10 protein-coding genes are annotated in these 12,440 nt (G+C 53.0%); 5 read left to right on the top strand and 5 right to left on the bottom strand.

The annotated features are described in order from the left end of the window. Positions 1 to 15: 15 nt before the first annotated feature. Entirely contained in the window at positions 16 to 714 is a 699-nt protein-coding gene (locus ACE6ED_RS21680; RefSeq protein WP_410829506.1) for an ABC transporter permease, read from the bottom strand. Beyond that, positions 707 to 1,438: an ABC transporter ATP-binding protein gene (locus tag ACE6ED_RS21675; RefSeq protein ID WP_410829505.1), complete on the bottom strand. Its 732-nt coding sequence runs from the start codon at positions 1,436 to 1,438 to the stop codon at positions 707 to 709. Before ACE6ED_RS21675 ends, ACE6ED_RS21680 begins: the two co-directional genes overlap by 8 nt. Positions 1,439 to 1,620: 182 nt before the next feature. Between ACE6ED_RS21675 and ACE6ED_RS21670 the strand changes: the two genes are divergently transcribed. The 3 genes from ACE6ED_RS21670 (at position 1,621) to ACE6ED_RS21660 (ending at position 4,146) form a co-directional block, all read left to right on the top strand. Continuing rightward, positions 1,621 to 2,340 (top strand): response regulator transcription factor, encoded by a 720-nt coding sequence (locus tag ACE6ED_RS21670; RefSeq protein ID WP_410829565.1) that lies wholly within the window; start codon positions 1,621 to 1,623, stop codon positions 2,338 to 2,340. Further along, positions 2,331 to 3,437 (top strand): sensor histidine kinase, encoded by a 1,107-nt coding sequence (locus ACE6ED_RS21665; protein ID WP_410829504.1) that lies wholly within the window; start codon positions 2,331 to 2,333, stop codon positions 3,435 to 3,437. Before ACE6ED_RS21670 ends, ACE6ED_RS21665 begins: the two co-directional genes overlap by 10 nt. A 229-nt stretch (positions 3,438 to 3,666) precedes the next feature. Continuing rightward, positions 3,667 to 4,146, top strand: coding sequence for a GAF domain-containing protein (locus ACE6ED_RS21660; RefSeq protein WP_410829503.1), 480 nt, complete (start codon positions 3,667 to 3,669; stop codon positions 4,144 to 4,146). Between the two features lie 163 nt (positions 4,147 to 4,309). On the opposite strand, the gene ACE6ED_RS21655 is transcribed toward ACE6ED_RS21660, so the two are convergent. Genes ACE6ED_RS21655 through ACE6ED_RS21645 form a run of 3 tightly spaced genes read right to left on the bottom strand, consistent with a single transcriptional unit; the run spans position 4,310 to position 9,057 of the window. Then, a complete protein-coding gene (locus tag ACE6ED_RS21655; protein ID WP_410829502.1) occupies positions 4,310 to 6,739 on the bottom strand; it encodes a glycogen/starch/alpha-glucan phosphorylase in 2,430 nt (809 codons plus the stop codon). Positions 6,740 to 6,762: 23 nt separating this feature from the next. Beyond that, positions 6,763 to 7,866 (bottom strand): glucose-1-phosphate adenylyltransferase subunit GlgD, encoded by a 1,104-nt coding sequence (gene glgD, locus ACE6ED_RS21650; protein ID WP_410829501.1) that lies wholly within the window; start codon positions 7,864 to 7,866, stop codon positions 6,763 to 6,765. Positions 7,867 to 7,893: 27 nt separating this feature from the next. Next, positions 7,894 to 9,057, bottom strand: a complete 1,164-nt coding sequence (locus ACE6ED_RS21645) for a glucose-1-phosphate adenylyltransferase (protein ID WP_410829500.1) — start codon at positions 9,055 to 9,057, stop codon at positions 7,894 to 7,896. Positions 9,058 to 9,874: 817 nt separating this feature from the next. Here ACE6ED_RS21645 and ACE6ED_RS21640 point away from each other — a divergent pair. Both ACE6ED_RS21640 and ACE6ED_RS21635 read left to right on the top strand, forming a co-directional pair. Then, the gene (locus ACE6ED_RS21640; RefSeq protein WP_410829499.1) at positions 9,875 to 10,561 is read left to right on the top strand and encodes a response regulator transcription factor; all 687 of its coding nucleotides are present in this window, start codon (positions 9,875 to 9,877) and stop codon (positions 10,559 to 10,561) included. Further along, complete coding sequence (locus ACE6ED_RS21635; RefSeq protein WP_410829498.1) at positions 10,558 to 12,249, top strand: sensor histidine kinase; 1,692 nt, start codon at positions 10,558 to 10,560, stop codon at positions 12,247 to 12,249. Before ACE6ED_RS21640 ends, ACE6ED_RS21635 begins: the two co-directional genes overlap by 4 nt. Positions 12,250 to 12,440: the final 191 nt, after the last annotated feature.

Genomic DNA, 12,440 nt, shown 5'->3' with positions numbered 1-12,440 from the left:
TGTACCGAGCCTATTTTAAGCCACGTCGTTTTGATCGACTTTGTAAAAAGAAAGATAGCCGAGGAAAAGGCCAAGCAGACACAATACAATCGGAATGGCAATGAACTGAAAAAGGCTTGACGAGCTTCCTCCGCCAGAAACCGTGGCGTTTACCAGAAATCCGATGATGACAGCTGATGTAATGGTGGTAGCCGTTGACTTTTTTCTCATACCAAACGTTAATGGAATCAAACTGATCCCTGCGATCATAAAGGCGTTTAGCAGGGTTGCCGGAACGGCAGCTGCCATTTCATCTATACGAACCGGAACATCAAACAACCCTATTACTGGATTCAGGAAATACGTTAGCAGATTGATAATCACCGTTGTGACGAGGATGCTGAAGAAACAGAATACATACACGATCAATAACTTGGCTTGCATGATTTTTTTCCGCTGCTGCGGGTAGGTAAACAACACCTGGATCATGTTGCTCTTGTATTCTTCAATCACTAGACGCGACAAAATCACGCTCGAAAAAATAATAAAGGTTATACGTATCAAAATATCCGCTAAAGAGATAAAGTCAGCATAATTCATGGGTTCGTTTTCACTCCGGGTCCCCAACGTCATAAGGACAACAGCAGCGTAGATGGCCGCTATGCAAATGACGACTCCTTTAAAATAGTGCGATAAATTATTTTTTTGCCATTCCAGTTGGATCAGTTTAAGCATAACGTTTGCCCCCATGGATGAGATTGATAAAATACTCTTCTAACGATCCTGCATGTTGCCTCCGGATGTCTTCCATCTTTATTTCCTGCAAAAATGTGCCTTGATGAATGATGCCAATCGTATCGGCGACCGATTCGACTTCCGACACGATATGACTCGAAATTAAAATGGTTGTTCCGCATTTTCCCTTTAATTGCAGCAGAAGCTCCCGCATTTCTTTAATTCCGATCGGATCCAGACCGTTAATCGGTTCGTCGAGAATGAGAATATCCGGTTTCGTCACGATCGCCCGTGCAATTCCTAACCGCTGTTTCATCCCAAGCGAAAATTCATGGATTTTTTTCTTCCCTACTCCTTGCAGGCCAACGATCTCCAGCGCTTCCTTGACCGCAAGCCTATCGCTGTAATCCATATACCTGCAGTGAAGTTCCAAATTGGTTTCAGCCGTCAGCCGGTCGTAAAACACAGGATATTCAATGATGCTGCCGATTCTTTTTAAGTATTGGTACGACGCTGGCGCAACAATCTGATTGAATACCCGGATCTCGCCGGAAGTGGGTTTGACCAAATTTAATATCATTTTCATAATCGTTGTTTTTCCTGCCCCGTTTGGGCCTAAAAACCCGTAAATTTCTCCTCTCTTGATGCTCATATTGACATTCTTAATGGTCTCTGTGCCCTGAAATGTCTTGCTGACCTGATGCATTTGAATAACGGCTTCCATTCCCGATGTCCTCCCGGTCTTTTATTGCTGTGCTACACTAAGCTTAGGGAATGAAAGTAAAAACAAAGTAAACGGTACGGAAAAAGCCAGTAACATTTTTGGTGAAGTAAACGCCTGAATTTGCAAATGGAGTAAGATAGAAAGTGAAGGTCCAGGATAAGTTTGAAATGAGGGAAATCAAATTGGAATCTGCAACCATACTGGCCGTCGATGATGAAATCGGCATATTAAAGCTGCTGGAGATCACACTCCGGAAAGAGAATTTCACGCATATTGATACGGCAACATCGGGCAAAGACGCAATGCAGCGCGTCAGGGAAAAAACGTATGACATGATTTTGCTTGATATCATGCTCCCGGATTTAAGCGGCTTTGAGCTCTGTACGGAGATCCGAAAACATACGAATGCACCGATTATTTTCATAAGCGCCCGTTCAACCGACTTTGATAAATTGACGGGGTTAGGAATCGGGGGAGACGATTATATCACTAAGCCTTTTAATCCATTGGAGGTCGTTGCCCGAATCAGGGCGATCCTTCGCAGGGAAAAGATCCTGGAACGCGCATATCAACAAAACACGGCGTTTGATTACGGGTACTTTTCCTTTCATCCGGAATCGGCAGCGTTAACCGTGCAAGGCCAAGCCGTCGATTGTACGGCAAAGGAGCTGGAGCTTCTTCATTTTTTCTGCAAGCATCCCAATCATATCTTCACGACGGCCCAGCTATACGAGTTGGTATGGGGAAATGAGGTCTTCGGAGAAGAAAAAACGGTTACGATTCATATTTCCAAGCTGCGCAGGAAGCTCGGCGATGATACCCGAAGCCCCAAAATCATCGTGAACTTAAGGGGAATCGGTTATAAATTCATTCCCCCGAATGAGGCACGGCTATGCGAATAAAAACCCGATTCACGATTCACTTGGCGTTAGGGCTCGTATTATGGCTTCTTGGTACGGGGATCTTTGTAGTTCTTATTATTGAAGGCCTGCTTCCGTTGCTTGGTATCCACATCAGTATGGATGACGAAGGTCTTCTCGTAGGTGAAATTTTTGGGGCTAGCACGCTGCTATGTATCGTCTTGTTCGGCTGGTATTTTGGCGGCCCCATCGGATTCGTTATGGCCTGGATTCAGCAGCTCTCGCGGGACAATTACATACAGCCTGGTAATATAGCGAATATATATAACCGAAAGGGAAAATTACGCATGCGGTTCCGCCTGTATCAGGAAGTGCTGCAGCAGCTTCAATCCTTGGGCAGCACCTTGCAAGCGAATGAAGTGGAGAGAACCCGTATTGAACAAGCCAAACAGGAATGGATTGCCGGGATATCCCATGATTTGAAAACGCCCTTGACCTATATCAGGGGATATTCGGCTCTTTTATTAAACGAGCAGTACGAGTGGTCGAAAGAAGAGGCGAGGTCGTTCATCCGGGAAATGGATGACAAGGGGACGCATATGGAGGAATTGATTCAAGATTTAAGTCTCGTCACACAGCTCAATAGCGCGGAAGGTACTCTTCCAATCCAGAAGACAATGATGGATATTGTCGAATTTACTAAAAGAGTAGTTGCGGATATCAGTAACAATCCGCAAGCAAGCAGCCACCGCCTACATTTTCACGCGGACCAGCCTGTCATTCACGTGGATTTTGATGTTAAGTACATGCACCGTATTTTGCAAAATCTTATGATGAATTCTATTATTCACAATCCGGAACCTACAGATATCTATGTCGAGATTGAGGATGCAGGAGAGCACGTGCTAGTCCGCATTAAGGACAATGGCGTAGGCATGCCGAGCCAAACGGTAGAGCATTTATTCCAGCAATATTACCGCGGGACTACGACAGACGCCGCTTCGGAGGGCACGGGATTGGGAATGGCCATCGTCTATAAGCTGATTCAAGCCCATAACGGCACGATTACGGTCAAAAGTGAACTCACCCAAGGGACTTCGTTTACCGTTCAATTGCTGAAATCAAATCCGCAGCTTTGAGCGGATGTTACATTTTGTTGCCCGGAGGTTTTCAGAAAATTCAACGGGAACGCCCCAAAGTCTTGACGCTTCCGCCGCCCTGTACTATGTTGATTAGTACAGCTCTTGTTCAAAGCGTGTTTGCAGGTTCAAGCTTTCTCATGCTCCGTGCCGGTTGCCGGACAGCGGACGCCATACAGAACAGCAGACACGCAGGAGTTGTCATCCAGGTACAGGAAGGTGATGCTTTATGTTTCAAGCTATGCCCTATGACGGAACACGCAGCGATCGCTTTGAAGCCGCCCTCACTCAGCTGTCGGCGCTGATAAAAGACGAACCAAACGCGGTGGCCAATCTGTCCAATGCCTCCGCGCTTTTGAAGCATGTCCTGCCGGACACCAACTGGGCCGGCTTTTATCTAATGGACGGGGAAGAGCTTGTACTCGGCCCGTTCCAGGGTCTGCCCGCCTGCATCCGCATTCCGCTGGGACGCGGCGTATGCGGTACGGCGGCAGCCGAGCGGCGAACGCTCGTGGTTGACGACGTCCACGCCTTCCCTGGACACATCGCTTGCGATGCGGCCTCAAACAGCGAAATTGTTGTTCCGCTGATCAAGGAAGACCGGGTGCTTGGCGTTATCGACATCGACAGTCCGCTGAAGCACCGTTTTCATGATGATGAGCGGATCTTTGTGGAGCGTTTTGCCGCGATCATAACGGAAGTTCTGTAGCACGGCGATTACGGAAGCCCTGTAATCCGGCAATTACTGAGAGTTCTGTAACCCGGCAAATTGCCTGATGCGGATCGGCGGTACATTGTCTCCGTTTCTTCACACGAACACAGCCAGGCCCGGCAGGTGCATTCCCCGCCGGGCCTGGCTATTTTTTTATCCTCTACAGCGTCACGGGATCGATATCCCAAATTTCCGCCGCATAACGGCTGATGGTGCTGTCGCTGGAGAATTTGCCGGAGTGGCCGATGTTGATGATCGATTTTTTCATCCAGTCCTTCCGGTTGCGGTACGCACGGTCGATATCAACATGCGTCTCGACGTAGCTGCCAAAGTCCTTCAGCACAAAAAACTCGTCGTTGTGCTCCAAAAGCGAGCGGAAAATTTGCTCGAACTCCCGGATGTGGCAGCAAAACGGCCCTTCCATCACCAACTGGTCCAGCACCTCTCTGACGCGGCTGTCACCGTTGTACACATCGCGCGCATAATAGCCGCCGTGCTGGTAATAATCCATTACCTGCTGGGCGTTCAGACCAAACAGGAACATGTTGTCGCTGCCAACCATCTCATGCATTTCCACATTGGCGCCGTCCAGCGTTCCAACCGTCAGCGCGCCGTTCATCATCAGCTTCATATTCCCCGTCCCCGACGCTTCTTTGCTTGCCGTGGAAATCTGCTCGCTGACATCGGCCGCCGGAATGATCTTCTCCGCGAGAGAGACGGAGTAGTTCTCCAGGAAAAAGACGCGGATTTTGCCCCCGATATCCGGGTCCTTGTTGACCACATCGCCTACCGTATTGATCAGCTTAATAATGGTTTTCGCCAGATGGTAGCTGGGAGCCGCCTTCGCTCCAAAGATGAAGGTGCGCGGCACCATATCCATGCCCGGGTTCGCCTTGAGCTGGTTGTACAAATGCATGACATGAAGGATATTCAGCAGCTGCCGTTTGTAAGCATGCAGGCGTTTGACCTGTACGTCAAAAATCGAGTCCGGATCCACCGCGATCCCATGCCTGGAGGTGATATACTCCGCCAAACGCTGCTTGTTCCGCCGTTTGATCTGGAACGCCCGCTCCTGGAACGCCGGGTCCTCGCAGTATTTGATCAGGCCGATCATTTCCTGCGGATGAGTCAGCCAGCGGGTGCCGATCGACTCGTTGATTAATCCCGCCAGCTCGGGGTTGGCGTGCAGCAGCCAGCGCCGGTGCGTAATGCCGTTGGTCTTGTTGTTGAACCGGTGCGGGAACATTTCGTTAAACAGCCGCATTTCCCGTTTTTTCAGAATATCCGTGTGCAGTGCGGCTACGCCGTTGACGCTGTGGCTGCCGACGATCGCCAGATTGGCCATCCGCACCTGATCGTCGTGGATCACCGCCATCTGGGAAATCCGGTCCTGATCGCCCGGGTACTTGCGCATCAGCTCGCCGCAAAACCGGGTGTTAATCTCGTCGATAATGAGGTAAATGCGCGGCAGCAGCTCCCGCACCATCTGCAGCGGCCATTTTTCCAGCGCCTCGCTCAAAATCGTATGATTGGTATAGGAGACCATCCGGGTTGTCATCTCCCAGGCTTTGTCCCAGCCGATGCCTTTTTCATCCATCAGCAGGCGCATGAGTTCCGGAATGACAAGTGTCGGATGGGTATCGTTGATATGCAGCGCCACCTTGTCGGGAAGATGGTCGTAAGACAATCCGGTCTTCTCGAAAGTGCGCAGAATGCTCTGCAGTCCCGCGCTGCACAGGAAATACTGCTGCTTCAGGCGGAGCAGCTTGCCTTCGTATTCGGAATCGTCCGGATACAGGAACTCCGAAATCGACTCAACCGACCGCTTGTATTCAAGGAATTTGTTGTAGCTTGTGTTTCCTGTAACCAGACTTTTGGGTGTCATCGGAATGGATTCCGCACTCCAGTTCCGCAGCGTATTAACATGCCTGCGGTCGGCTCCGATAATCGGAATATCGTAAGGGACTGCGCGGACCGCCTCGTAATCCTTATGCTCAAACGTCAGCTCCCCGTTCTCCCAGCCCGTCTCGACGCGCCCCCAGAACCGGACCTCCACCTGCTTGTCCTCCCGGCGGACCTCCCACACGCTGCCCTTCTGCAGCCACGTGTCCGGAAGCTCCACCTGATAGCCGTCAACGATTTTCTGTTCAAATAATCCGTATTTATAACGGATCCCGCAGCCGTGTCCGGCATACTGCAGCGAAGCAAGCGAGTCAAGGAAGCAGGCGGCCAGACGGCCAAGCCCGCCGTTGCCAAGCCCCGCATCCGCCTCCTCCTCTTCGATGTCAGCCAGGCAAAAGCCCAGATCGGCTAATCCGTCACGGACCGTCTCCAGCACGCCCATATTAAGCAGATTGTTCCCCAGCAGACGGCCGATCAGAAACTCCATGGAGAAGTAGTAGACCTGCTTGTCGCGGTCCCGCTTGTATTTCTGATTCGTCTCCGCCCAGTGCTTGCCTGCGTTCTCCCGGATCATATTGCCGAGAATCTGATAGACATCCGCGTTTGACGCTTCCTCCATCGGCTTGCCCAGCTTTCCGACAAGCCGCTCCCGGAACGACTTCTTGAAGGTTTCTTTATCGGTAAACAACAGCGGGTTCCTCCTGACGATGCTTAAATTTTGCTGCTTTTTGCAATGACGTACGGCCGCTTCGTATCTCCTACAAGCACCCGTCCCGGACTCAATTTGACGTCTTTGTCCATAATGACGTTTTCGATGACGGCATCCTCTTCGATCACGCATTTTTGCATAATGACCGAATTGACAATCCTGGCACCCTTGCGGACCTGCACGCCCCGGAAAATAATGCTGTTCTCCACCGTGCCGCCGATAATGCAGCCGTTGGCCACAAGCGAGTTGCTGACGCTGGCGCTGTCCAGGTAGCGGGTTGGCGCTTCGTATTTAATTTTGGTCTGAACCGTATTTTCCTTAAACAGCTCGGTATACTTCTCCTGGCAGAGCAGCTCCATGCTGTTTTTGAAATAGCTTTCCACCGAATTGATGACCGCATGATAGCCGGTGTATTCGTAGGCCGCAATTTTTAGGCGGTGGCGGTTTTTCTGAATGGCGTCCCGGAAAAAGTAACTTTCCCCATGCGCGATGCAGTGCTCCACCATCTCCAGGAACAAATCTTTTTTGATGATAAACATATCGAGATACAGATTGGGATGCGTTTTCTCATGGTGAATATCCGTGACCATGCCGTCTTCCCCCACCTCGACGCGCAGGCAGGGATCGTGTTCGGGCTGCAGCTCATCGGTCTTTTTGTAGACCAGTGTAACATCCGCGCCTTTTTCACAGTGATAGCGGTACAGCTCATAAAAATTCACCGTATTGATGTGCTGGCTGCCGGAATGCACGATGTATTTGGCCGAGGCCCGGTTGAAAAAGTCCAGATTATTATGAAAATGCTGCAGATCCCCCTGCGAGGTATCGGTCGGATCGTTCCAGTCGGGAGGCAGGATGAACAGTCCGCCGTGTTTGCGGTTCATGTCCCAGGACTTGCCGTCCCCCAGATGGTCCATCAGGGAGCGGTATTTGCGGCGGACGAACAGGCCGACGCTCTCCAGATCCGCCCGCATCATGTTCGACAAGACAAAGTCAATCAGCCGGTACCGGCTGGCAAAAGGCACGGCGGCGCCGCAGCGGAAATACGTAAGTTCGTTCAGATTATCCAGTTCATGATCAAGGTTAATGACACCCATAAGCTGCTTCATCGGATTCTCCACCGTCCTTGTATAAGGTTATAGGGATTTGGCTGCCGCCGGCTTGCGCCGCTTGTTGCGGTTATCGATCAGCAGAATCTCATTGTCGTCCTCACGGTCCGCGCCGATATGCAGGCCGTCCTCCAGCACGGTGCCTTCACTGATGATCGCTTTATGAATGCGGACATTTTTGCCGATTTTGACTGTTGGCATGATGACCGAATCGGTGATTACACTGCCTTCCCCTACCTCTACGCCGTAAAAGAGGACAGAATGGCTGACCTCGCCGTTCACGACGCAGCCTTCGTTAATGATGCTGCCGTGAACCTTCGCTCCGGGCGCCACATACTGCGCCGGCTGGTTCGGATTCCGTGTATAAATCCGCCAGGCGGGGTCGTTCAGATTCAGCGGGGGGTTGTCGCTCAGCAGGTCCATGTTGGCTTCCCATAAGCTGCTTACTGTGCCGACGTCTCTCCAATAACCTTCGAACGGATACGCATAGAGCTTATGGCCCTGCTCCAGCATCAGCGGCAGGATGTCTTTGCCGAAATCATGGGCGGAATCGGGTTTCTCCCCGTCCTCCACGAGGAAGCGGCGGAGAACCTCCCACTTAAAGATATATACGCCCATCGAAGCCAGCGTACTGCGCGGCTTGGCGGGTTTTTCGTCGAATTCGAGAATCTTCAGGTCCTCGCCGGTATTCAGAAGGCCGAACCGGCTCGCTTCCTCAATCGGAACGTCGATGACCGAAATCGTGCAGTCCGCTTTCCGTTCTTTGTGGTATTCGAGCATCACGCCGTAGTCCATTTTGTAAATGTGGTCGCCGGACAGGATCAGCACATGCTCCGGATCAAATTGATCGACAAACTTCAGGTTGCGCGTAATTGCGTCGGCCGTGCCGCGGTACCAATTGCTTCCGTTCTCGCGCTCGTGCGGAGGCAGCACATAAACGCCGCCATTCTTCCGGTTCAAATCCCAGTCGCTGCCCACGCCGATATAAGAGTGGAGAACAAGGGGTTCGTATTGGGTAAGAACGCCGACAGTGTCGATGCCTGAATTCGTGCAGTTGCTGAGGGGAAAATCAATAATCCGGTAGGTGCCTCCAAAGTAAACGGCAGGCTTGGCCAGATTTCTCGTCAATCCCTTGAGCCGTTTGCCTTGGCCTCCCGCCAGCAGCAGGGCGACCATTTCTTTTTTCTTCATGGAAGAGCCTCCTTCACAAGTAAGTAGTAAAGCTTCTTCGCAAATTGCAGCGTGCGCACCTAACCTTCCGCTTCCTTAAGGCCAAAACTTCAACCGTTCCGTCTTAAGCTTGCGGGCGGCGGGGCACGCCCCTGGATATTAATTGCAGGACATGAAGATGACAGCAGGATCAAGTTGTGAATGCAGACTCGAATACCAAGAATTCCGGAAAGAAAAAAAGTGATGGGAAACTGCGATAGCCAAACGGGGTACAAGCGGTAAATCCGCGCTTCGGACCCAAATTCGTACATCCGGGCCAAAGGTTACTGTTATTGTATAGCCCTGCCGCCGCTTCGTCAAAACTCTTTTTCCGCTTCCGGCCTCGCTCTCCATTAACCCGCTTGAAGCCTGTCAATGTCGCTCCGGCCGCCGGCACATCTTCGAACGCAGCTGCGTGTCCTCCTCCTGATCCGGAAGCAGTGCTACCTCTTCTCATAGATATGTTTAACCATTCTCGAAACCTCTGAACTTACCTGCCCTTGCGAATCTTGTCAGTATTTTGCATAAATCTCCGTAAACAGCTTGTTAATGAGAACCCTGCTAACCAAATTCAAAAAATTGCCTTGTAGGGACTATATGTATTAGGGATGCTTTATATCATATAAAAAACAGCCTGTTCTAAAATATTTCCGGTGCCGGGAGTCCACATCCCGCGTCTTCAGCAAACGTTCAGCGGAATATGCCATAATATTAAGGAAAGTACAGCGTTCCGCACGGGGCGTCCGGGCGATGATTGGAGCCCCGGCTAACGGCCGGGACAAGTGGAGGATATCGACAAATGAGCATATTTCATGGCGTCCGGCTGCTGCTGGCCGATGATGAACCGCATATTCTCCAGTTCCTGGAGCTGGGTCTTAAAAATGAAGGGTTTGAAGTTCTTACGGCGCAGGACGGGCTTTCGGCCATCGACCTCCTGCAGGATTACAAGCCGCATGTGGTCATTCTGGATATTATGATGCCGGGCATAAACGGATTCGAGGTATGCCGGCGCCTCCGGGAAGAAGGCCGCGATACCGCCGTAATTATGCTTACAGCCAAAGACGAGATCGGCGACAGAGTGCGGGGCCTGTCGCTTGGTGCCGACGATTACATGGTGAAGCCCTTCAGCTTCGAGGAGCTGCTGGCCCGGATTCAAGCCCGGCTGCGCAACCAGTTTCCCGGCCTGCTCGGCCAGGTGCGCTGCGGTCCGTTCCGGATTGACGGAAGACGCAAGGAAATTGCTTATCTGGAGCGGGTATTGGAGCTGTCCCCCACGGAATACGAGCTGCTGCAGTATCTTGTTGTCAACCATGGTCTAGTGCTCAGTAAGGCAATGATTCTGGACAAGGTATGGGGGTATGATTTTGGCGGAGAGGAAAATATCGTCGAGGTGTATATCCGCTCCCTGCGCGAAAAACTGGGCGACAAAGAGCACAAGCTGATCCGTACGCTGCGCGGAGCGGGCTACCGGGTGGATCTTCCATGAGCGCCGGAGAGAACCGGATCAGGCGCGGCAAGCTTCGCCCAGGGTCGCTGCGCAGCCAGCTGCTGGCCCGGTCTTTGCTGATCCTGTCCGTTCTTCTGCTGCTGATCGGCGGCCTGCAGTATTGGCTGAACCGGGATTTTGTCTACTCCAGCCGTGCGGAAGCGATGCAGGCTCAGATGCGTGCAATCCCTCCGTTTCTCTATAGTGCAGCCGCCGGCTTCTCCACGGGCACGGACGGCAGTCAACTGCCGGGTGAAGCGGATAACGGGGGTGAGCCAAGTCCGAGCGAAGCGGGGAATGGGGCCGCGCCAAGTTCTGGCGAAGCGGGGAATGGGGCCGCGCCAAATTCAGGCGAAGCAGGCAACAGCGCAGAGCCAAAATCCGGCGAAGGGCGGGACGCCCCTGGTGCCGGGCGGAGCCTGCCGCGCGGCGGTGAACGCCGACCGCTTCTGCTCGACCCGCATACCACGCTTGCCGTCATCGGACCAGACGGGAGCTTTACCGATCTGCGGGAGGAGACGCTTGCGGGTGCCCTCGCTCCCCGCTTGGACGCCGCGGCATACGCGCAGCTGCTTGCCGTACCGAGCGGTTCGGTCCGCGGCGAATACCGCATCGTTGCGGGGGCGGACGGCAGCGAACAGCTGGCGGTCTTCATGAAGCTGGGCGGCCGCGAGCATCCGCAAGGGCTGCTGCAGATGAGCGTCGACGCCGGGCCGCTGCGCGATTTGGTCATTCGCCAGCTGCTGATTTTTGCCGGCCTGTCGCTAGCCGCGCTGCTCGGCGGTCTGCTCCTATACATCCCTGTTCTCCGCCGGACGTTAGTCCCCTTGTCCAATATGGGGAGGGCGGCTGGGCTGATCGATGCCGGAAATCTGGATGCAAGATTCCCGGTCGACCAAGGCCAAGCCGAAATCGACCGGCTTTCCCGCTCATTTAACGGGATGCTGGAGCGGCTGGAAGACTCGTTCCGCAGCGAACGCGAGGCTAAAGAGCAGATGCGGCGGTTTGCCGCGGACGCTTCCCACGAGCTGCGGACCCCGCTAACCTCGATCCACGGCTTTTTGGAGGTGCTGCTGCGGGGCGCCGCGGACAACCGGGAGCAGCTGTACGCCGCGCTGAACAGCATGCATGGGGAGTCGAAACGCATCAACAAGCTGGTGGAAGACCTGCTCCTGCTCACCCGGATGGACGGTGCGCCGCAGCTTGCGCTGGCTGAGCTGCCGCTTGGAGAGCTGATCGCGGACATGCGTCCGCAGCTCACGCTGCTGGCCGGAAGCCGCCGGCTGACGTTTGATCTTGCGGCAGGTATCCGGGGAAGGTACGATGCGGACAAGATTAAGCAGATCGTGCTGAATCTGGTGCACAACGCCATCCAGCATACCGACCCGGATCAGGGAGAAATCCGTATCAGCCTGCAGGCTGAAGAATCGAAAGCTGTTTTGACTGTGAGCGACAACGGGCCGGGGATCGCACCGGAGCATCTGCCGCATTTGTTCCGCAGATTTTACCGCAGCGACTCCTCCCGGACGCGGAAATACGGCGGCTCCGGGCTCGGCCTCTCCATCACCCGTTCGATTGCCGAAGCGCATGGAGGCCATGCCGAGGCCTTAAGCCCGCCGGGAGGCGGGGCCGTCTTTCGGATTACATTTCCCTGTGAACTTATCGGCGATAGGAAAGCGCTGAGGTAGTGCGGCAGGGAGACAGAACTCTCTAGACTCAGGTGAGCGGGGCGGGCGTCCCTAAACCAGGGTGTGTACGCAAACTGTAAATTAAGGAGATAAGGGTCAGTCAAACGATTCCGTGATGGGTTACGAAATGCTATCAACCCTGGGTCTACACCCTGGATCTACACCTGTTTATTGTCAGATCGATCTACCAA

It is taken from the genome of Paenibacillus nanchangensis (assembly GCF_046543445.1).
GTDB lineage: Bacteria > Bacillota > Bacilli > Paenibacillales > Paenibacillaceae > Paenibacillus_AQ > Paenibacillus_AQ nanchangensis.
The sequence above is the reverse complement of the archived record's forward strand: the minus strand, read 5'-3'. Positions and strand labels throughout refer to the sequence as shown.

Coding starts and splice junctions, on each gene's coding strand:
- ACE6ED_RS21680 (WP_410829506.1), bottom strand. CDS start 714: ATGCTTAAACTGATCCAACTGGAATGGCAAAAAAATAATTTATCGCAC.
- ACE6ED_RS21675 (WP_410829505.1), bottom strand. CDS start 1,438: ATGGAAGCCGTTATTCAAATGCATCAGGTCAGCAAGACATTTCAGGGC.
- ACE6ED_RS21665 (WP_410829504.1), top strand. CDS start 2,331: ATGCGAATAAAAACCCGATTCACGATTCACTTGGCGTTAGGGCTCGTA.
- ACE6ED_RS21660 (WP_410829503.1), top strand. CDS start 3,667: ATGTTTCAAGCTATGCCCTATGACGGAACACGCAGCGATCGCTTTGAA.
- glgD (WP_410829501.1), bottom strand. CDS start 7,866: ATGAAGCAGCTTATGGGTGTCATTAACCTTGATCATGAACTGGATAAT.
- ACE6ED_RS21645 (WP_410829500.1), bottom strand. CDS start 9,057: ATGAAGAAAAAAGAAATGGTCGCCCTGCTGCTGGCGGGAGGCCAAGGC.
- ACE6ED_RS21640 (WP_410829499.1), top strand. CDS start 9,875: ATGAGCATATTTCATGGCGTCCGGCTGCTGCTGGCCGATGATGAACCG.
- ACE6ED_RS21635 (WP_410829498.1), top strand. CDS start 10,558: ATGAGCGCCGGAGAGAACCGGATCAGGCGCGGCAAGCTTCGCCCAGGG.